The 20,045-nt window shown below is 64.6% G+C and carries 21 protein-coding genes; 15 read left to right on the forward strand and 6 right to left on the reverse strand.

Annotation, left to right across the window (positions count from 1 at the left end):
- Nucleotides 1-241 precede the first annotated feature (241 nt).
- Nucleotides 242-1,120: a LysR substrate-binding domain-containing protein gene (locus OEJ37_RS08610; protein WP_175945294.1), complete on the reverse strand. Its 879-nt coding sequence runs from the start codon at nucleotides 1,118-1,120 to the stop codon at nucleotides 242-244.
- Nucleotides 1,121-1,252: 132 nt separating this feature from the next.
- On the opposite strand from OEJ37_RS08610, the gene OEJ37_RS08615 reads away from it, so the two are divergent.
- Nucleotides 1,253-1,885 carry an FMN-dependent NADH-azoreductase gene (locus tag OEJ37_RS08615; RefSeq protein WP_263344159.1) on the forward strand — a complete coding sequence of 211 codons (633 nt, stop codon included), beginning with the start codon at nucleotides 1,253-1,255 and terminating at the stop codon, nucleotides 1,883-1,885.
- Nucleotides 1,886-1,970: 85 nt separating this feature from the next.
- On the opposite strand, the gene OEJ37_RS08620 is transcribed toward OEJ37_RS08615, so the two are convergent.
- Complete coding sequence (locus OEJ37_RS08620; RefSeq protein ID WP_263343995.1) at nucleotides 1,971-2,588, reverse strand: LysE family translocator; 618 nt, start codon at nucleotides 2,586-2,588, stop codon at nucleotides 1,971-1,973.
- Between the two features lie 67 nt (nucleotides 2,589-2,655).
- On the opposite strand from OEJ37_RS08620, the gene OEJ37_RS08625 reads away from it, so the two are divergent.
- The 3 genes from OEJ37_RS08625 to OEJ37_RS08635 all read left to right on the forward strand — a co-directional run bounded on the left by OEJ37_RS08625 (nucleotide 2,656) and on the right by OEJ37_RS08635 (nucleotide 4,932).
- Nucleotides 2,656-3,579: a LysR family transcriptional regulator gene (locus OEJ37_RS08625; protein WP_263343997.1), complete on the forward strand. Its 924-nt coding sequence runs from the start codon at nucleotides 2,656-2,658 to the stop codon at nucleotides 3,577-3,579.
- A 365-nt stretch (nucleotides 3,580-3,944) separates the two neighbouring features.
- On the forward strand, nucleotides 3,945-4,226 hold the full coding sequence (locus OEJ37_RS35070; protein ID WP_411859249.1) for a nucleotidyltransferase domain-containing protein: 282 nt from the start codon (nucleotides 3,945-3,947) through the stop codon (nucleotides 4,224-4,226).
- 373 nt (nucleotides 4,227-4,599) lie between these two features.
- Nucleotides 4,600-4,932: a cupin domain-containing protein gene (locus tag OEJ37_RS08635; protein ID WP_175919962.1), complete on the forward strand. Its 333-nt coding sequence runs from the start codon at nucleotides 4,600-4,602 to the stop codon at nucleotides 4,930-4,932.
- Between the two features lie 163 nt (nucleotides 4,933-5,095).
- Here OEJ37_RS08635 and OEJ37_RS08640 read toward each other — a convergent pair whose 3' ends face one another.
- A complete protein-coding gene (locus OEJ37_RS08640; protein WP_175919963.1) occupies nucleotides 5,096-5,395 on the reverse strand; it encodes an H-NS family nucleoid-associated regulatory protein in 300 nt (99 codons plus the stop codon).
- A 284-nt stretch (nucleotides 5,396-5,679) separates the two neighbouring features.
- Here OEJ37_RS08640 and OEJ37_RS08645 point away from each other — a divergent pair, with 284 nt between their 5' ends.
- The gene (locus OEJ37_RS08645; RefSeq protein ID WP_174417250.1) at nucleotides 5,680-6,168 is read left to right on the forward strand and encodes a RidA family protein; all 489 of its coding nucleotides are present in this window, start codon (nucleotides 5,680-5,682) and stop codon (nucleotides 6,166-6,168) included.
- Between the two features lie 60 nt (nucleotides 6,169-6,228).
- Here the strand turns inward: OEJ37_RS08645 and OEJ37_RS08650 are convergent, their stop codons facing one another.
- Nucleotides 6,229-7,287, reverse strand: coding sequence for an NAD-dependent epimerase/dehydratase family protein (locus OEJ37_RS08650; RefSeq protein WP_263343999.1), 1,059 nt, complete (start codon nucleotides 7,285-7,287; stop codon nucleotides 6,229-6,231).
- Between the two features lie 23 nt (nucleotides 7,288-7,310).
- Here OEJ37_RS08650 and OEJ37_RS08655 point away from each other — a divergent pair, with 23 nt between their 5' ends.
- The 3 genes from OEJ37_RS08655 to OEJ37_RS08665 all read left to right on the forward strand — a co-directional run bounded on the left by OEJ37_RS08655 (nucleotide 7,311) and on the right by OEJ37_RS08665 (nucleotide 9,815).
- A complete protein-coding gene (locus OEJ37_RS08655) occupies nucleotides 7,311-7,928 on the forward strand; it encodes a hypothetical protein (RefSeq protein ID WP_263344000.1) in 618 nt (205 codons plus the stop codon).
- 111 nt (nucleotides 7,929-8,039) lie between these two features.
- Nucleotides 8,040-9,092, forward strand: coding sequence for an ankyrin repeat domain-containing protein (locus tag OEJ37_RS08660; protein ID WP_263344001.1), 1,053 nt, complete (start codon nucleotides 8,040-8,042; stop codon nucleotides 9,090-9,092).
- A gap of 471 nt (nucleotides 9,093-9,563) precedes the next feature.
- Complete coding sequence (locus tag OEJ37_RS08665) at nucleotides 9,564-9,815, forward strand: hypothetical protein (RefSeq protein WP_174417249.1); 252 nt, start codon at nucleotides 9,564-9,566, stop codon at nucleotides 9,813-9,815.
- Between the two features lie 140 nt (nucleotides 9,816-9,955).
- On the opposite strand, the gene OEJ37_RS08670 is transcribed toward OEJ37_RS08665, so the two are convergent.
- A complete protein-coding gene (locus OEJ37_RS08670; RefSeq protein WP_175919967.1) occupies nucleotides 9,956-11,068 on the reverse strand; it encodes a histidinol-phosphate transaminase in 1,113 nt (370 codons plus the stop codon).
- Between the two features lie 485 nt (nucleotides 11,069-11,553).
- Between OEJ37_RS08670 and OEJ37_RS08675 the strand changes: the two genes are divergently transcribed.
- From OEJ37_RS08675 to OEJ37_RS08700, 6 genes are all read left to right on the forward strand, one after another.
- Nucleotides 11,554-12,645, forward strand: a complete 1,092-nt coding sequence (locus OEJ37_RS08675; protein ID WP_175919968.1) for a helix-turn-helix transcriptional regulator — start codon at nucleotides 11,554-11,556, stop codon at nucleotides 12,643-12,645.
- Between the two features lie 469 nt (nucleotides 12,646-13,114).
- Nucleotides 13,115-14,101 carry a TRAP transporter substrate-binding protein gene (locus OEJ37_RS08680; RefSeq protein WP_174417174.1) on the forward strand — a complete coding sequence of 329 codons (987 nt, stop codon included), beginning with the start codon at nucleotides 13,115-13,117 and terminating at the stop codon, nucleotides 14,099-14,101.
- Complete coding sequence (locus OEJ37_RS08685; protein WP_174417173.1) at nucleotides 14,098-14,670, forward strand: TRAP transporter small permease; 573 nt, start codon at nucleotides 14,098-14,100, stop codon at nucleotides 14,668-14,670. The genes OEJ37_RS08680 and OEJ37_RS08685 overlap by 4 nt, the downstream gene beginning before the upstream one ends.
- 4 nt (nucleotides 14,671-14,674) lie before the next feature.
- On the forward strand, nucleotides 14,675-16,027 hold the full coding sequence (locus OEJ37_RS08690; protein WP_263344005.1) for a TRAP transporter large permease: 1,353 nt from the start codon (nucleotides 14,675-14,677) through the stop codon (nucleotides 16,025-16,027).
- 100 nt (nucleotides 16,028-16,127) lie between these two features.
- On the forward strand, nucleotides 16,128-17,219 hold the full coding sequence (locus tag OEJ37_RS08695) for a lactonase family protein (protein WP_263344007.1): 1,092 nt from the start codon (nucleotides 16,128-16,130) through the stop codon (nucleotides 17,217-17,219).
- Nucleotides 17,220-17,386: 167 nt separating this feature from the next.
- A complete protein-coding gene (locus OEJ37_RS08700) occupies nucleotides 17,387-18,211 on the forward strand; it encodes an alpha/beta fold hydrolase (RefSeq protein WP_263344009.1) in 825 nt (274 codons plus the stop codon).
- Nucleotides 18,212-18,331: 120 nt separating this feature from the next.
- Here the strand turns inward: OEJ37_RS08700 and OEJ37_RS08705 are convergent, their stop codons facing one another.
- Nucleotides 18,332-19,261, reverse strand: a complete 930-nt coding sequence (locus OEJ37_RS08705) for a LysR family transcriptional regulator (protein WP_174417170.1) — start codon at nucleotides 19,259-19,261, stop codon at nucleotides 18,332-18,334.
- Between the two features lie 92 nt (nucleotides 19,262-19,353).
- Here OEJ37_RS08705 and OEJ37_RS08710 point away from each other — a divergent pair, with 92 nt between their 5' ends.
- Nucleotides 19,354-20,040: a glutathione S-transferase family protein gene (locus OEJ37_RS08710; RefSeq protein ID WP_263344010.1), complete on the forward strand. Its 687-nt coding sequence runs from the start codon at nucleotides 19,354-19,356 to the stop codon at nucleotides 20,038-20,040.
- Nucleotides 20,041-20,045: the final 5 nt, after the last annotated feature.

The following is a 20,045-nucleotide window of genomic DNA, read 5'->3' on the forward strand; positions in this document are numbered from 1 at the left end:
CCGCTATTCGAAAGGCAAATATAAAAATCGGATTGCGAATCAATGTGCGGACGCAGCTTGCTGTCACGGCGGGTCAAGGGGGCGGCCGCGGTGCGGCCGGGGAGTCCCGGAATCGTGAAGATCGCGAAACTGGCGGAACGCACCGGCCTGTAGCGCAGCCCCGCTGTGCCATCTGCCGCGCGGCGTTATAGGGCAGCTTGTTCGCGCAACCGGCCAGCGCATCAGGCGCGAAGGAAGCTCGCTACGGCCGGTTGCGCTTGCCTGCTCCCGTGCGAACCGCGGCTTCATCTGAAATCGTCGCGGCGAATTCGACGGCGGCCGGCATCCGGGCGTCATGCATCATCACGAATTCCGTGTCCGGCAATTCCGGCAACCCTTCGGGCCCAGCCAGTTCGCGAAGCGTGTCGTCGATCGCACTGCGTGGCACCGGAGCGATCGCGATGCCGGCGCGCGCGAACGTCAGGATGCCGGTGACGCTCGGGCTTTCGCATGCGATCCGATAGCGCATGCCGGCCAGCGCGAGCGCCTTGATGGCGGCCCCTCGGTACGGACACGGATCGGGAAAGCATGCGAGCGGGACATCGCCTTCCGGAAGCGGCTCGTGGCGCGCGAATGCCCAGACGAGCGGTTCCTGCCACAACGTCGTGCCCTGGCCCGCGTGCGAACACCGGCTGCCGATCACGAGATCGAATTCGCCGCTTGCATGCCGTCGAAACAAACTGTCGCCGATGTCGACCGTCAGATCGAGCCGCAAGCCGCGCCGCGCGGCGCTGTAGCGGCGCATCGCGTCGGGTAGCCAGCCTCCCGCGAAATCCTCCGACGCGCCGATACGCAGCTTGATATCGACTGCGTCGCCGGGCCCCAGCCTGGACCGCGCTTCCTCGCTCAGGTTGAGCATCGCGCGAGCGTATCCGAGCAGCGTCTCGCCATGCCCGGTGAGCGTGACGCTGCGCGTATTGCGCACGAGCAGCGCACGGCCGACCTGTTCTTCAAGACGAACGACCTGGGCGCTGACCGCGGATTGGCTGAGATTCAGCCTGCGACCGGCGCCGGTAAAGCTCCGCATGTCGGCGACCGCCACAAACGTATGAAGCAGCGCCGTGTCGAGGGGATGGCTCATTGATCAGTAGATCGGGTTAATTCAATCAATTAATAGCGTTTCCAAATTATAGGCCGACTCGATAGGCTGCGAATCGTAGTGGGCGACCGCGCATCCCGCGCGTCGCCGTCACTCTTGGCGAGGACAGGCTCCATGACACGCGTGCTTTATATCGAAGGCTCACCCAACAAGGCTTATTCGGCGTCCATCGAAGTGTGCAATGCATTTCTCGATGCATACCGGCACGCACATCCCGATCATGAGATCCGGAAGCTCGACATTTGGGATCTGGCGATGCCTGAGTTCGACGGAGCCGCGCTGGCCGCGAAATACGCCGGACTGAACGGAACGGCGTTGACGCCGGAACAGGCGGCGACGTGGCAGCAGATCGAACAGCTCGCGGCGCCGTTCCACGAAGCGGACAAGTTCCTGTTCGGCGTGCCGCTGTGGAATTTCAGTATTCCGTACAAACTCAAGCACCTGATCGACGCGATCTCGCAGAAGGACGTGCTGTTCACGTTCGACGGTTCGGGTTTCGCCGGCAAGCTGGCCGGGAAAAAAGCGGCGGTCGTCTACGCGCGCGGGCTCAGCTACGAGTCGCCGGGTTCGTTTACGCCGGCCGCCGAGTTCGACCTTCAGCGCCCGTACATGGAAACCTGGCTGAAGTTCGTGGGCGTGAAAGACATCGCCGGCATTGTTGTCGAGCGCACGTTGTTCGGTCCGGACGGAAACGTCGATCGCAGTCGTGCGATCGACGAAGCTCGCGCGATTGCGCGCGCATTCTAGATCAGGAAGGTTGCCGCGCTTCGCATCCGACGCATCGGCGGAACATGTCCGACGCTCGCCTGGAAGCGCGGACCGGACACGCGAATCAGCGGCCGCCACGCGCGATGGCGAGCGCGACGCCGAAGCCCACGAGCAAGCCGCCGAAGGTACGGTCGATCCAGTGACGCAGCGACAGCAAGCGGTCGCGGACGGCCGTGGCGGAGAAACAGACGGCCACCAGGCCGAACCAACCGGCATGCGCCAGTGCGATAAAGGCGCCGTAGCCGATTTGCACGATCAGCGGCGTGTCGGGCCGGACCGCCTGCATGAACAGGCTGACGATGAACACGGTGGTTTTGGGATTCAGCACATTGGTCAAAAAGCCGGTGCGCAGCGCCGCCAGATCGGACAGCGGCGCCACATTTGCGTCGGGTTGCCCGGTGCCGGTCTTCGTCATGAGCATCTTCGCGCCGAGGTAGATCAGGTAGATCGCGCCGACGAGCTTGACCGCATTGAAGAGCCACAGCGATTGGCGGATCAGCAGGCCCACGCCCAGCAGCGTATAGCTCACGTGGACCGTCACGCCGAGCCCGATGCCCAGCGCGGTGAGCAAGCCCGATCGGCGCGACAGCATCAGGCTGTTGCGCGTGACCATCGCGAAGTCCGGCCCGGGGCTGATGACGGCCAGCAGCGTAATGGTGACTACAACTATCAGTTCCGTCATCGTGTTCTCCTTTCGATTGATGTCGTCATGGCACAATCTTAAGGACCGTATTCCATCCGGAAAAGCGATGATTTCTGACCAGAATGGTGAGATTGACTCACAACAAATCCGCGCAAGCCTGCCGTCGCTGATGGCGCTGCGCTGTTTCGAGGCGGCGGCGCGTCACGAGAATTTCAGCCGTGCCGCCGACGAACTGTGCGTGACTCACGGCGCGGTCAGCCGTGCGGTGCGTCTGCTCGAAGATGACCTGGGCGTGGCGCTGTTCCAGCGGCGCAGCCGTCGTGTGTTCCTGACCGACGCGGGCCGCAAGCTGGCCCAGGCGGTGCATGACGGCCTGGGGCTGATGCGTCACGCCGCGCACGAATTGCGCACCGAGGCCGCCCGCGCGCGGCGTTGGGTTCTGTCGTGCGAGCCCACGCTCTTGATGCGTTGGCTGATCCCGCGCTGGCCGGACTTCCAGGCCCGATACGCGGGCGTCGATATCCACCTGGCCGCTGCGGGCGGGCCGTTTTCGTTCGACAGCGGCATCGACATGGCTATCCGCCGCAACGACTTTGCGTGGCCAGCGGGTTATCACGCCGAGCGTCTGTTCACCGAGAGGGTGGGGCCGGTTTGTCGGCCGGACAAAGTCGATGCGTGGTTTTCCAGCGGCCGCAAGGGTTACTTGTTGAAGCCGGATGCTCCGCAATTGCATACGCGGACCAGGCCGGACGCGTGGAAGGAATGGGCGGTGGCCGCGAATCGGCCGGCGGGGAGCGGGCGGCGGCAGATGTTCGACCATTTTTATTTCAGTCTGCAGGCGGCCGTCGCGGGGCTGGGGGTTGCCATCGGCCCCTGGCATCTCGTTCGCGACGATCTGGAAAGCGGTGTGCTGGTCGCGCCGATGGGTTTCGTGGAAGATGGCTCGCACTACTGCTTGTTGACGCCGGAACCTGTGACGGCCGGAAGCGCGCAGTCGGATCTGCTTGCGTGGTTGAAGACGATGGCTTGACGGGTGCGGAAGGGGCCGCGTGACGCTGACCGGGTATCCAAATGTCCGGCCAAGGCGTGGGCTGGGGCACGGAGATGGCCCGCTAACGCCGAACGCGGTCGGCTGCTTCCGGCGGCAGATTCAACCGGTCAACGCAACAGCTTGATGGAATCGTTCAGCCGGCGTATCGAAGTTTAGTGTCTTGCGTAAATTGTTCATAATTGCCTGAATCCATCGGGGTCATATGTTTTTCCGGGAAAATCCGCCGCACGTTGTTCAGCGCAGATCATTCCGACAGGATGAATGCTCAAATATCTATCCCCGATCAAGACGCATGGAATGCATGGCAACCGGCCGTACCCGCTCAACGATTGAGCGAGATCCGAATGCGCTGGTGCATCGTCGGAGGATGGGCCCTCGATCTTTGGCACGGCGCCCGGACGCGCGAACATGGCGATCTGGAGTTCACGATTTTGCGAGAAGACTTCGGCGGATTCCGGCAGGCATTCAGCGATCCGGAGTTCCACACTGCCCGCGCCGGCGTTGTCGAGAAACGGCCGGACAATCAGGAAGTGCCGTTCGACGTCATGCAATTTCGGGGATTCGATCGTGCAGCTGAATGTTGGCGGGTCGATAGGATGATCGAACCTGGAACGCGCGAATGGTGAGCCTGCAAGCGGGATCCGTCGTTCAAGCGATCGCGTGCCGAAATGGTGATGCGAACTGCCGACGATATCCCGTATCTGAATCCGGCCGCGGCACTTTTGTTCAAGGCCAGGGATCGACGCCCCAAAGACCATCGGGATTTCGACAGGGCATTACCGAAACTGCCGGTTAGCGAACGAGCGTGACTGAACGACTACCTGGGCGCTCTCCACCCCGGCAATGAATGGGCGCGGGTGCTTTAACGGCCATTCATCATCTTTTTGAGTGCATTCATCGACGTGCTTGCAAACAATGGTTGCCGTTGGACTAAAGTGAACATTCCCTGCACCATTGAACCCGCTCTCTTCAAACGAAGGCCAACGACGAGGTCAAACCATGCAACTTCAAACCGGCAACCTGTTCAGCGTCGAAGGGCAGCGCGGCGGCGACGAGCGGATCGATATCCTCGTCACGGGGCAGCGCCTGAACGTCGAGCGGATCGTGTCGATGGGGCACGCGAGTCCCGACGGGTTCTGGTATGACGACTCGCGCGCCGAATGGGTCGTGCTGCTGTCGGGGGCGGCCGTGCTCGAGTTCGAAGAGGGGTTGACGCGGCACGACATGCGCGCGGGCGATTACGTGCTGATCGAGCCGCATTGCCGCCATCGCGTTGCGTGGACGCATGAAGACGAGCAAACCGTCTGGCTTGCGGTCTATTACGAACGCTGAAGAAAGTATTGGCGCGCTACGTGATCTGCCGATCAGTCGGCGCGCCACGCGCTGAATGAGCAAATCGCCATCAACCCGGAGCGGTCTTTGAATACCGCCGGTATCGATGCCCAATATCGCCGGACAGCGCGCTGAACCCGCGCGCCGGTGCGCGTCGAGAACCTTATTCCTGGATCAGGAATCGATTGCGATTCTTCGCATCCTTGATCCATGCGGGCGCGCGACCGCGGCCAGACCAGGTCGCACCGGTCTTCGGGTCGCGATACTTTGCCTGCACGGGGGCGGCCGCTTGCTTGGCCGACCGGCCTCGACGTGCGCCGAAAATGTCTTTCTCGGTAATGCCGAATTCCGCGACCTTGGCGCGGATATCATCGACGATCGACTGGAATTCCGCGGCGCGCGCTGCTTCGGCTTTCTCGGCCAAAGCTTCCATTTGGGCTTTCAGTTCCTTGTAAGTTGCCATGTATCGCTCTTCGGGTTGTGTGTTCACACATGATAGCGGTTTCAATAGGAAATGATGAGGAAATTCTCTCCGACTACGAATTCCGCCGGCGATATGGCGCGCAAGACTGCTTCGAACACCTGAAAAGTGTGTCGCATTTGGCGAACGCGTACATGATTGTCGAGAAGCATAAAACGGCCTGGCCACGTCTCTTTGGCCGTTCGAGGCGGAGCTTATCCTTCGGGACACGCCCCGAAGACTCAATTATTCTTTATCTTTTTTCGGAAGAATCGGGGAATTCACGGATGAACAGAGACGACAAGCTGCGGCAGGTGGCGGCCGCATTCGGATTCGATCCGGACGAGGAAATCAGGATCGGCGGAAAGTACACGCCCGTTCTGGTCGACGGGAGTACGGCCTACATCGCCGGCCAGATTCCCCGGGTGGGAGAAGTGGTGCACTTCGTCGGCGTGGTGGGTGCAACCGTTTCGCTGGACGACGGTCGCCGCGCGGCGGGAATATCGGCGCTGCGTGCGCTGTCGCTGATTCGCAAGCATTGCGGCACGCTCGATGCGATAGCGACGGTTCCCCGCATCACCGTGTACGTGCGGAGCGCACCCGGCTTCACGATGCAAAGCGAAGTTGCCGACGGCGCGTCCGACGTCTTGTATGCGGTGCTCGGCGATGCGGGCGTCCATACGCGTTCGTCGGTCGGCGTGCTGCAATTGCCCAAAGGCGCTTCGGTGGAAGCGGATTTCATTTTCGGGTTGAACCGCAGCCAGGCCGGTAGCTGATATCGCTGCGGCCGAGGTCGACGATCACGACCTGCCGGCCCGATGAAATCGCGAAACGGTTCATCGCCGCAATTGCCCGGTCTCGACGAGCTGCTGAAAGAACGCGTTCATCGATTCGGCGAGCGGGCGGTAATGAATGTCGAGTTCGTTGCGGCTGCGGCTGTTGTCGGCACGCCAGGGAAATCCGACGTTGCGTGCGATCATGCGGCGCGTCACGTCCTTGTTCGCCAGCGGGCCGAACAGCCACACGAGCCATTTCGGCAGGATGCGCCGCGGAATCGGGTAGTCGGCGCCGTACCGGTCGAGCAGCGTGGCCGCCATCGCCGGCAAGCTCGTGTCGTGGCCCGAGACGATGTAGCGGCCGTTTGCGTCCGGCAGGAATGCCGCCCGCAGATGGGCGTCGGCCACATCGCGCACGTCGACCGCACCGATGCCGAGATCCGGTACGCCCATTTTCATCGTGCCGTTGCCCATCTGCCGCACGATCTCGAAGCTTTCCGACGTGGCGTACGGATTGATGCCCGGCCCGATGACGAGCGACGGATTGACGGTCACTAGATCCCAGCGATCTTGCCCGCCGGCGATTTTCCACGCTTCGCGCTCGGCAACTGTCTTCGAATACGAATAGGGTTGGTGAGTCAGCGACGAGCTGGTGTTCCAGACGGCCTCGGTGAACACGCCGTTCGGTGTCGCGGCGAGATCGGCATTGTCGCCGTAGATGGCGGCGCAACTGCTGGTCAGCACGACACGCCGGACCGACGGCGTGCGGTTTGCCGTTTCGAGCACGTTGCGCGTGCCGAGCAGCGCCGGATCGACCAGTTCCTTCTGCGGATCACGTACATGGACAGTGAACGGCGACGCGGTATGGAACACGATCCGGCAACCGGCCATCGCGTCCGCGTACGATCCGGGTTCGAGCAGATCGGCGCGGAAATAGCGGATCGTGCCGCGCGCGCCGGCCGCGATGCGCTGCAGATGCTTCAGCTTGTCCGGGTCGTCCGGATCGCGGACGGCCGCATGGACCGTCAGGCCTGCGTCGAGCAGCCGTTGCACGAGCCAGCCCGCGACATATCCGGTTGCGCCGGTCACCATGACGGGGAGGTCGGTATCGATTTGCATCTTCGTGGCTTCCGTGACGGATGATGTTCGACATGATGCCGATTTTTCGCGAGGCGATGGCTCGCGAAGTGCGACAGGTGCGGCCGCATCGGCATCGCGTGCCGGTGCGGCGGATCAGGGGCCAGCAGGACGACCTGGCCGGTTACCGATCCATGCTTGTGCGCGAGTCATTGACGCACCGCCCCGCGCCCGATTACGCTCCGCGGATCGCCCACGGAGGAAGATCGATGAACGACGACGCGACGGAACGGGTGATCGAACTCGCCAGACATGTCATCGGCTACATGCAATCCGCGTTTCCCGGCTGGAACGAAGTTTACGTCCGTTTCGACGCGCCGAGCGATGTTCAGCGCGGCGTACGCGCTTCATACGCGACGGCGGCCGGCATCGAGTTGATCTCCACGATGCAGCATCGCGGTTTAGTCGACGGCGTCATGCGCATCGGCGCGCAACTGCGCGACGCGCTGGCGAATGACGGAAAGAAATTCCGCGTCGCGCTTTTTCGTGCCAATTCCCGGCTTTCCTATCGAATGGACTACGAATGGAGCGACCACGCGCGCTGGAACATCACGAAGCTCGGTGGCGCATCCGGCCGTCCGGACGGTCTGGAGGCGCTTGAACCGCTTGAACCGCTGGACTGATGGTAGCTCCGGACGTGGCCGCTTCGGCAATCGCAGCAACGGATGCATCATCAGTTCGTCACATTGACGGAATAACAACGATACGTATCGCCGCAACGACGGAGGCCTGCAATGCCGAAAGCAAAAAAGAAACTGCTACCGAAGGACTTCGAAGCGTTGCTCGACGAGGGCGACCTCGCGAAGCTGCAGGCCGTGTTCGACACTTGCGACGTAAATGCACGCGGCGGGGTCAGCAAACGGACGGCGCTGTCGTTCGACCGTTGCCCCGACGATCTCGCGCGCTGGCTCGTTGCGCAGGGTGCGGACGTCGGCGCGGCCGATGCATACGGCAACACCGCGCTGCACGTGCGCGCCCGCAGCCGCCGCGGCCGCTTCGACGTGCTGCTGGAACTCGGCGCGGACGTTCACGACGATGGCGCATCGGTCGGCACCGCGCTGCACGCGGCGGCCGATTCGCGCAATGCGCAGTCGGCCCGCGTGCTGCTCGACCACGGCGCCCGCGGCGACGCGTTGAACCGCGACGGGCAGACGCCGCTCGAGCGCGCGCTGCGCACCTGCGGCAATGCGGATCTGGAACACATGGTGGCGCTCGCCGAGGTGCTGCTCGGCGCCGGCGCGGCGAGGACGCCATCCATGCAAACCAGCGTCACGGAGATCGGCGAGCGTTTCGAGTTCATGCGCGAGCGCTTCAACCCGGAATCCGTCGATGCGGCAAGCGCCGCGCTGGAGCGGCTCTACACGCTGTTCGACGTGCCGCCGGTGCCGCGCCGTCAACTGCACGACGCGCGCTCGCCGATCGTCGTTGCGGCCGGTACGTGGCAGGAGCAGCATCAGGCTTTGTGGACGCAACTGGTGCCGGGAGCCGGGCATGCAGCGACGGTGCAGGGCGAACTCATCCGGATCTCGGGCCGCATCGCGTACGAGCTCGACCACAACGGCGGCTGCAACTGGGACGCGGACTTCCGGAAGATGGCCGATGCGTTCGCGGCATTCGTGCGCACCGGTACGCCGCTGCCGTCGGCCGATTTGTCGGACGTGGAAGCGGTCGTGCGCGACATCAAGCGCCAGTCCGGCGATCCGGCGCAACTGTGCCGCTTCGCCGTCGCATGGGTGCGCCTGAATCCCGATCCGGTCAAACTCGAACCGCCGCCTTATCGGCGGTAACAAGGCGCCGGCGCGAACCGAGCAATACCGGTGCGTGCACAACATTCGTGCACGCTGCAAACCCCCGTTTCCGACTCGGCCGACAGCAGCGCACCGGCTACAGACCGTTCAAGTCGCGCGCGATCGCGCCGTAGCGCCGGCGGCACAACCATGTGCTCGCCGGCCATTCCACTCCCGGTAATTTCCGGAAACCCTCACCTTCCCGATATCGGCCGGCATCCCCACTTTTGGGGATGCCGGCGCCGGTCAGTCCGCCTACGATTGGCAACAGTGCATCGGGGACGGATGTCACCGGAGCGCGCGGACAGGGTCGCCATTCCGTGTCGAGCGCCGGGGACGTCCACGCAGTTGACCGACACGGTCTTTGCGTACGCCGACGAGCAACGTGTGCGGTGCGTCGTTTGCATCGTCGCACGATGGCGCGTCGATGACGGAAGGCCTGATGTCGCATTTCGGGGAATTTCAATCAATATGCTGGCACGAGACTATGTGGAACGAGAGCTTTCTCACATCCAGAGAATGGTGGCTCTGCTGGACAGCGAGACGATCGCTGAAGACGTGTCGATGTCGGGCGCCGGACGCGTGAGGCACCCGAGTTACTGGCGAGGGCGGATCGAGGAACTGCTGTCGACGCCCGATGTGCCGCGTCACCTCAGGCAGCTCAGCGAAGCGGTGCTCGCGAAGATCGACGCGATGGAGTTGCGATACGTAGCGATGAGGTAGGTGCGCCGCCGGTGCCGGCGGTGGTTGCGCCGACATGCACCTGCCGTCGCGATGGACGGCGTGGCCGGCACGACGCTTCCGCACCGCCGTGATCGCGCAACGTGGCCCTCCATCGCGCGATCGATCGCATTACCCGTTGCTTATCTGGCTGCCATCACCGCAAGCAACGCCGCGCGAAACGCGGCCATCTCCGCCGCGGTGCCGATGGATACGCGCAGGTATTCCGGCGGGCCGGACTCGCGAATCAGGACGCCGTGGCGCAGGAGTCCGCTCCAGATCCGGTGGCGATCGGCAAACCTGCCGAACATCACGAAGTTGGCGTCCGAATCGGCCACCGCGAAACCCTGGCTGCGCAGCCAGCAAACGGTTGCGTCGCGCTCGGCCTTGATCGCGTCGACCTGCGACAGCATCTCGTCACGCGCGACCAGCGCCGCGCAGGCGGCCGCCTGCGTAAAGGCGGACAGGTGATAGGGCAGTCGAACCAGCTTCAGCGCGTCGACGAACGCAGGCGCACATGCGCAATACCCGACGCGGCCGCCCGCGAACTTGAACGCCTTGCTCAGCGTGCGGGTAACGACGAGCCGAGGATGGTCGGGCAGCAGCGTCACCGCGCTGCGGACGCCGTGGCGCCGGAATTCCGCATACGCTTCGTCCACGACGACCACGCCCGGCGCGATGTCGAGAATCGCGCGGATATCGTCGACGGGAAGCGCGGTCCCGGTCGGATTGTTCGGCGACGTCAGCAGCACCACGCTCGGCTGATGCTCGCGGATGCTGTCGATCGCCTGCTGCGGATCCAGCGCGAAATCCTCGGTGCGCGGCAACGTATGCAGGCGCGTGAAGGTCGTGCGGCAGTATTCGTCATACATCGGATACGCGGGCGTAAAGGCCAGCGCCGAGCGCCCCGGGCCGCCGAACGCCTGGAGAATCTGCTGGATCACTTCATTCGAGCCGTTGGCTGCCCAGACGCTCGATGCGTCGACCGTCACGCCGGTGTCGTGCGTCAGATAGGCGGCCAGGTGCGCTCGCAGCTCGGCAAAGTCGCGCTCGGGATAGCGGTTCGCCTGTCGCGCCGCGTCGGCCACCGCAGTCGCGATGCGCTCGACGAGCGACGGCGACGGCGGATACGGATTCTCGTTGACGTTCAGGCAGACCGGCACATCGAGTTGCGGCGCCCCGTACGCGCGCTGCAACTTGAGGTCCTCCCTGAGCGGCAAGTCCGACAAGGACACATCCTGCCAAGGTCGTTGCATTGGAGACACTCCGTACGTTATCGATCGATCGGCGCAGCAGGTTTCAGGGCGGCCAAAAACAAAAAAGGCGCCTGAGGCGCCTTGGTTGTCGTCCTGATCGGGAAAGCTCCCGATTCAAGTGCTAGATGCGAAACGAACCACGGCGCAACAGAGGGCGTGCGTGGTGATGGTGCAGGTGGGTCGTCGCGTTTCGGATCTTCATGCGCTGCATCATGACATACGCCGATCCTGATGAAAAGCCGGTGTCATGATGAATTCCGCGAAGGTGCACTGCAGTCCCGAGCGGTGCCGCCGAGTGCGAAAGCCGGGCTCTTTTGCGCTGAAAGGAATCGAAAGCTTGCCAAGAATGGTCGATACGTCTGACGAAAAACGGTATCAAACGCGGTATTCCGAATCAAATGCGCACAGGTAATTTGGACAATGTCGCTGGTTGAGTAAGATGCGCGCAAGACGTTCGACAAAAACGCACGGCGCGGGGTAGCCAGATGCAACGGAACGGATTGATTCCATCGGCATGGTTCGATGACATCTACGCTGCGGCACTGGGCGATCAACGATGGGAAGCGGTGCTGGACGGGCTGCGAACGACGCTCGGCGTGCGCATGGCCACGCTGCTGTGGTTCGACGAGGCGGCAGGGGTGCCGGCGATCGAGCTGGCGGCCGGCGACGACGCGTCATGGGTCGCCGCGTGTCACCACATCTACAACACCGAGTTCTACCGGTACGACCCGGTCGTGCCGGTAGCCGGCAACTGGCCGGCGGGCCGCTGGTTCGAGGACGTCAAGCACCTGTCCCCGCAACAGCGCACACACGGCGTGTTCTATCAGGAATTCCTGCGTCCTTACGGGCTCGGCAGCATCTCGGGCCTGTATATCCATCGCGAAGAGGGCGGCGGCGCGTTTCTCAGCGTACAGGGCGGGCTCGAATCGCAAGGTCTTTCCGACGATCAGCGCCGCACGATCGAAATCATGGGCGCGCATATCGGCCGCGCGCTGCGGATCCAGGCGCGCATCGGGGAGCTCGAAGCGCGCGTGGCCGCCGCGGAATCGGCGCTCGATGCGATTCCGGTGCCGGTGTTCCTGCTCGGCGAACAACGCGAACTGCGATATACGAATCGCGCGGCCGATCAACTGATCGCGGCGGAACCGGCGATGCGGATCGTGAACGGGCGCTTCGCGCCGGAAGGCTGCGTCGACGATGTGCAATGGCGGCACGCGTTCGCGCGCGGCGGGTTGCTGCTGCGCCGTGCGACGGGCGAACCGTTGTCGCTCGCGCTGATGCCGATTCCCGAACAGTCGCGCCTCCTGCATGAACGGCCCGGCGTCGCGGCACTGATGACCGCCGCCGACCTGCGTTCGCCGGCGGCCCGCGCGCAGCGGCTGCGCGTGTTCTACGGGCTGTCGTCGGCCGAGGCCGATCTCGCCGTGCTGCTGTGCTGCGACGGGCTGTCGCCGCAGGAATGCGCGGCGCTGCGCGGCGTGTCGATCGGCACGGTCCGCGCGCAGATCAAATCGATCTACGCGAAGACGGATGTGGCGCGCGCGGCGCAACTGACGTCGCTGGTCATGCAGACGTAAAGGTGTGGCGAGGGTGTTTCGAGCGCCCGCGCTTGCACGGATTCCTTCCCGAACCTTCGCAGTTCCGCCGCGCGCGATGCGTGTGCCGGCGCGTGCTCTTGGCCGCGCGCGAGCGTGCTTGCGTTGTGGTCAGTCGTCCTATAACAAAGGCAACCGAAACGAAAGATTGCTTTCCGGCGTCAGCAAACCAGCCACGCGGGCACCCGATTCAAACGCGGACCCATTCCCGGAAAACGTTTCGCTGAAAATCGCCGAAACGGAGAATACGATTCCCCGGATTATGACGAAAGCCACTGGCAGCAGCGGTTCTAGGGGTATGCACCAAGTGAGTTAAACGATTAACCGACGTACATTCGCGTCAACACATCATACGACGTATGACTTTGCGGTTCAGGGGAGCGCATCGCCGACGAACGCGCATGCCGACGGATCGCCGCACAACAACGAACGACCATCAAGGAGACTCACCATGAAGCACCGATTCACCGGTTCCCGTACCGCACTGGCCGTCGCGCTGCTGGCCGGCTTCGCGATGTCCGCGCAGGCGCGCGTGTTCCGCTCGGCGGACGTGCACGGCGACAACTTCCCGACCAACATGGCGGTCAAGTTCATGGGCGACGAGCTGTCGAAGCAGACGGGCGGCAAGGATTCGATCAAGGTATTCGGCAACAGCGCGCTGGGCTCCGAGAAGGACACCGTCGACCAGGTCCGGATCGGCGCGATCGACATGGCGCGCGTGAACGGCGCGTCGTTCAACGAGATCGTGCCGGAATCGCTGATCCCGTCGTTCCCGTTCCTGTTCCGCGACGTCGATCATTTCCGCAAGGCGATGTACGGCCCGGCCGGCCAGAAGATCCTCGATGCGTTCACGGCGAAGGGGATGATTGCGCTGACCTTCTACGAGAGCGGCGCGCGTTCGATCTATGCGAAGCGCCCGGTGCGCACGCCGGCCGACATGAAGGGGCTGAAGGTGCGCGTGCAACCGTCCGACCTGATGGTCGACGAGATCAGGGCGATGGGCGGCACGCCGACGCCGATGCCGTTCGCCGAGGTGTACACGGGCCTGAAGACGGGCCTCGTCGACGCGGCGGAAAACAACCTGCCGTCGTACGAGGAAACGAAGCACTACGAAGTGGCGCCCGATTATTCGGAGACGCAGCACGCGATGACGCCGGAAGTGCTGGTGTTCTCGAAGAAGATCTGGGACACGCTGTCGCCGCAGGAGCAGGCGGCGATCAGGAAGGCGGCGGCCGATTCGGTGCCGTACTACCAGAAGCTGTGGACCGCGCGCGAGGCGTCGGCGCAGCAGGCGGTGACGAAGGGCGGCGCGAAGATCATGCCGGCCGCGCAGATCGACCGCGCGGCGTTCGTGAAGGCGATGCAGCCGCTGTGGACGAAGTATGAAAAGACGCCGCAGATGAAGCAGATCGTCGACGAGATCGAGGCGACCAAGTGACGCGTCGCACTTCCCTGAACGGCGCGGTTGCCGCGGATTCGCCGGGCGCCGCCCCGGACGGCGCGGCGTCGGCGCGGCCGCACGCCGCGCCGTTCCTGCGCTGCGTGAACGACGTGCTGTTCCGCGTGCTGGCCGTGATCGCGTCGGCCTGTCTCGCGGTGCTCACGGTGCTGGTGTTCTACGCGGTCGTGATGCGCTACGTGTTCGAGAACGCACCGGATTTCGTCGAGCCGATCGCGCTGCTGCTGGTGATCGTGATCGCGATGTTCGGCGCGGCGATGAAGGTGCGCGACGGCGGCCATATCGGCCTCGATTCGCTCGTGCGCCGGCTGCCGCCGAACGCGCGCACCGTGGTCGTCGCGATCCAGCACCTGAGCCTGATCGCGTTCGCGATCGCGATCATGGTCGGCTGCGGCAGCATGGCCGCGGAGACGATGGGCGACCGCATTCCGATCATCGGGATTCCCGAAGGCGTGCGCTACCTGATCACGATGCCCGCGGCGGTCGCGATCATCCTCTTCTCGCTCGAGCACCTGCTCGCGCTTCGTCGTTCTTCGTCGGGACAATAACGCCATGGAACTCGCGATCCTGTCCGTCAGTTTTCTGATTTTCCTCGTGCTCGGCGTGCCCGTGTCGTTCGCGCTCGGGATAGCCTGCGTGCTGACCTATATGGTCGAAGGCCTGCCGATCGCGACCGCGATGCAGGCAATGATCTCGGGGATGAATGCGTTCTCGTTCCTCGCGGTGCCGTTCTTCATTTTCTCCGGCGAACTGATGCTGCACGGCGGCATCGCGGACCGGATCCTGCGCTTCGCGCAGGCGACCGTCGGCCATTTCCGCGGCGGCCTCGGGATGGCGAACGTCGTCGCGTGCACGCTGTTCGGCGGCGTGTCGGGCTCGCCGACCGCCGATACGTCGGCGATGGGCGGCGTGGTGATCCCGCTGATGAAGCGCGAAGGCTACAGCGCCGCGTACGCGGTCAACGTGACGACGCATGCGTCGCTCGCCGGCGCGCTGATGCCGACGTCGACCAACATGATCATCTATGCGTTCGCCGCGCAGGGGATCACGGGGATGCTGCACGGCCAGCCGGTGAGCGGCGTGTCGATCGGCGACCTGCTGTTCTCGGGGCTGTTGCCCGTGCTGTGGGTGATGGGGTTCGTGCTCGCGGCCGCGTACTGGCAGGCCGTGCGTCACGGTTATCCGCGCCGTGCGGACGGCTCGTCCGCGCTGCCCGCATTTCCCGGCTGGTATGCGGTGCTGCGCAGCTTCGTCGGTGCGGTGCCCGGGCTGATGGTGATCGCGATCATCCTCGTGTGCGTCGCGAAGGGGATTGCGACCGCGACCGAGGCAGCCGCGATCGCCGTCGTGTACTCGCTCGTGCTGACCGCGATCGTCTACCGCACGCTGACGGTCGCGAAGCTGCGCCGCGCGCTGTCGCATGCGGCTCGCACGACGGGTGTCGTGCTGCTGCTGATCGCGGTGTCCAACATGCTGCGCTTCCAGATGTCGTACCTGGAGATCCCGGATGCGATCGAAGGGCTGCTGAAGCAGTCGACCGCAGCGCCTTGGCTGATGCTGCTGTACATCAACATCATCCAGGTGTTCCTCGGCACGTTCGTCGACATGGCCGCGCACATCCTGATCACGACGCCGCTGTTCCTGCCGATCGCGATGGCGTGCGGTGTCGGGCCGGTGCAGTTCGGGATCATGCTGCTGCTGAACTGCTCGCTCGGCCTCGTGCACCCGCCGATCGGCTCGGTGCAGTTCGTCGGCTGCGCGATCGGCAACGTGTCGATCGGCGAGACCACGAGGATGGCGTGGCCGTATTACCTCGCGATCTTCAGTGCGATCAACATCGTCACGTACATGCCGTTCTTTTCGACCTGGCTGCCGAGCGTGATCAGCGGGCACGCAGTGTTCTGATCGAGCGCTTCGCTTGTCTTCACCCATCGCGGCGCCGGAAGACCGAGGTTGTCCGGCGCCGCAGTTGCATGTGCCGCTCCTTTCACCGACACGAAGACTCATGAACACGAACACACTCCGGCGCGTCGTCGTGGCGGCCGTATTCGGGATGGTCACGTCGCTCGCGCACGCTGCGACCTATGCATACGTATCGAACAGCGATAGCCGCGACATCTCGGTGTTCGGCATCGACACGTCGAACGGCGCGCTGACCGCGATCGAAACCGTGCCGGTCGGCGGCACCGTGATGCCGATGGCGCTGTCGCCCGATCATCATCGCCTCTATGCGGCGCTGCGCTCGACGCCGTATCGCGTCATCAGCTTCGCGATCAACCCGCTCGACGGAAGGCTGATCGAGCTCGGCCGCGCGCCGCTCGCGGACAGCATGGCTTATGTCTCGACCGATGCGTCGGGCCGCTATCTGTTCTCTGCGTCGTATGGCGGCAACCTGCTTGCGGTGAACCGGATCGGCGAGAACGGCGTCGCGGGCGAAGTGCAGCAGACGGTCAAGACCGGCCCGATGGCACACGCGATCCGCCAGTCGCCGGACGGCCGCCACGCGTTCGCGTCGGTGCTCGGCGCCGATGCGTGGCTGCGTTTGCCGTTCGATGCGTCGACGGGCACGCTGACCGACGTCGCGACGCCGGCCTACCGGCTGCCGGAGAAATCCGGCCCGCGCCATTTCGTGTTTTCGTCGAGCGGGCGCTTTGCATACCTGATCGACGAACTCGACGGCAAGCTGCACGTGCTCGCGCTGTCGCATGGCAGCGCCGACGCGCGGCCGATCCAGACCGTGTCGATCCTGCCGCCGGATTTCCACGGCGACAAGCCGTGGGGCGCGGATCTGCACCTGACGCCGGACGGGCGATTCCTGTATGCGTCGGAGCGCACGTCGAGCACGCTGGCCGCGTATCGGGTCGACGCCGCGTCGGGCAAGCTCGCGCGGATCGGCACGTTCGCCACCGAGAAGCAGCCGCGCGGCTTCGGCATCGACCCGTCGGGCAACTATCTGCTCGCGGCCGGGCAACTGTCGCCGACGCTTGCCGTCTACCGGATCGACCGCGGCACGGGCCGCCTCGACGAGATCGGCAAATACCCGGTCGGCAAGGGTGCGAACTGGGTGGAGATCGTCACGTACGACGGGACGAACTGACTGGCGGCGTACGGCGCGGCGTTTTCGTCGCTGCGCGATATGCGGGTCGTCACACGCACGTCCGCTACCTGTGCGATGATGCGCCGCTTTGCGTTCGTCGCAGCCCGCCGCAGACCGCGGCGCCCGCTTCCGGGCCGCTGCCGATCGTGTTGACATCCGGAGACGACATGCCCGCACACACCATTCATGGCAGTACCCTGCATTACCAGGATCGCGGCGCCGGATTTCCGGTGCTGCTCGGGCACAGCTATCTGTGGGATGCGGCGATGTGGGCGCCGCAGATCGACGCGCTGTCGCGCAAGTATCGCGTGATCGTGCCGGACCTGTGGGGGCATGGCGCATCCGGCGCATTGCCTGAAGGCACGCAGACGCTCGACGATCTCGCCGCGCACGCGAGCGCGCTGCTCGACGCGCTGGAGATCGAACAATGTGCGGTCGTCGGCCTCAGCGTCGGCGGCATGTGGGGCGCGCGGCTCGCGTTGCGCGAACCGCAGCGCGTCCGCTCGCTCGTGCTGATGGATGCGTCGCTGGAGGCCGAGCCCGATGCGACGCGCATGCGCTACTTCGGCATGCTCGATGCGATCGCCGCTGCGGGCCGCATCGCGCCGCCGCTGCTCGACGCGATCGTGCCGCTGTTCTTCCGGCCGGACGTGAATCTGGCGGACCCGGTGCCGACCGCGTTTCGCGACGCGCTGGCGAACCTGCTCGCCGACCGGCTGCGGCAATCGATCGTCCCGCTCGGCCGGTTGATCTTCGGGCGGCCCGACACGCTGTCGGCGCTGGCTGGCCTGGACGCCGAACGCACGCTGCTGATGTGCGGCGCGGGCGACATGGCGCGCCCGCCGTCGGAAACCGTGAAGATGGCGGGCGTGATCGGTTGCGCGCATGCGCTGGTGCCGGACGCCGGCCACATCTCGAACCTGGAAAGTCCCGCGTTCGTCACGCGCGCGCTGCTCGACTGGTTCGACGGGCAACGGTTGCCGTCGAACTGAAGCACGCGTGTGCGACGCCGGCGGCACATGCCGCGCGGCGTCGCACAAACGCGTCGTCGCAACGGCTCGTGCATCGACATCGAACAGCCGAACGGGCGTGCACGAACCCGCAACGCGTGCCTAGCGCGATCGCTTGACCGGCGCGCGCCACTCGGCCGTGGCCAGCTTCGCGATGAAGAAATCGGCGAGCGCGCTGACCTTGGCCGGTCGCGCACGAGCAGAAGGCGTGACGAAGTACAGGCCGCCTTCGGGCAGGCGCCAGTCGGTCAGGATCGGTTCGAGCCGCTTGTCCGCGAAATACTGCGTCGCGACGAACTCGGGCAGCTCGGTGATCGCCAGCCCCGCGAGCACCGTCGGCAGCAACGCTTCCACGCTGGTGCCGCGCAGCATCCCGCCGGGCGTGACCGCGCAGGTTTCACCGTCATGGCGGGTAAAGCGCCAGACGTCGCGCTGGCTTCGGTTTGCGTACGTCAGGCATGGATGGGCGCCGAGCGCCTGCGGATGCCGTGGGCGGCCATGGCGTGACAGATAGGCCGGCGACGCGACGACAAAGCGGCGAACCGGTGCAATGAGCCGCGCGACGAGCGACGAGTCTTCGAGAATGGCGATGCGCAGTGCCGCATCGAAGCCGTCGCCGATCAGGTCGGACTGCGTATCGGTCAGATGCAGATCGACGGCGATGTCCGGATAGAGCCCGAAGAATTCCGGCAGCAGCGGCGCAACCCAGCGCGCGCCGAACGACAGCGGCGCCGCCAGCTTCACGAGGCCGCGCGGACGGCTCGACGCCTCGCGCGCGAAATCCTCGGTTTCTTCCGCATCGGTGTAGAGCTTCGCCGCGCGTTCGATCAGCGTATGGCCGTAATCGGTGAGCGCGAGTCGTCGCGACGTGCGGTTGAACAGGCGCCCGCCGAGCCGCTCTTCGAGGCGCGTCACGGCACGCGAAACCGTCGCGACCGACACGCCCATCGCCGTCGCCGCGGCGGCAAACGAGCCTTCTTCGGCGACCTTCGCGAACATCGCGAAGCCTTCAAAATCCGGCAGTCTGGACATCGACATTTTTGCAATGATGGTTTTCAATCGTTTCTGTTTCGAAAAATAGCACGGCGCCATACATTTGTCTCACCGCAATGCAGAGATGAATCATGGAACCCAAACTCGAAGGAAAGATTGACGTCGCCACCGGCGGGCCCGATTCGGCCGCGCTTGAAGTTTTCGCATTTGCGACGCCCAACAGCGTCAAGGTGCCCATCGCGCTGGAAGAGATGGGCGTCGACTATCGGCTCGTGCCCGTCGATCTGCGCCGGGGCGAGCAGAAGACCGACGCATTCAGGGCAATGAATCCCGATGCCAAGGTGCCGGTGCTCGTCGACCGGTCGGCGCGAGCGGATGGCGGCATCGTGCTGAGCGAGTCGGCCGCGATCCTGGTCTACCTGGGCGAGAAGACCGGGCAGTTGCTCCCCAAGGACGGCCCGCAGCGCGGCAAGGTGTTCGAACAGCTGTTCTTCCACGCGTCAGGACTGAGCCCGGCATTCCTGCAGGCGTTCCGGGTGGCGATCCAGGCGTCGCCGGAACCCGATGCCAAAGCGCGTGCGCTGGCGGACGTGGACCGGACGCTGGGTGTGCTCGATCGCGTGCTCGAGCGCAACCGATACGTGGCCGGCGACGCTTACAGCATCGCGGACATCGCGCACTTCGGCTGGATGTGGCGCCACCAGGCGATCGGCGCGACCCTCGATGGCTTTCCGTCCGTGGCGCGCTGGTACGACGAAATTGCCGCGCGCCCGGCGGTCGTCACAGCCGTCGAAAAGACCCTGGCGCTCGCGCGGTGACACGA

The sequence above is a fragment of the Burkholderia sp. BKH01 genome, from assembly GCF_025685725.1.
Classification (GTDB): domain Bacteria; phylum Pseudomonadota; class Gammaproteobacteria; order Burkholderiales; family Burkholderiaceae; genus Burkholderia; species Burkholderia pyrrocinia_C.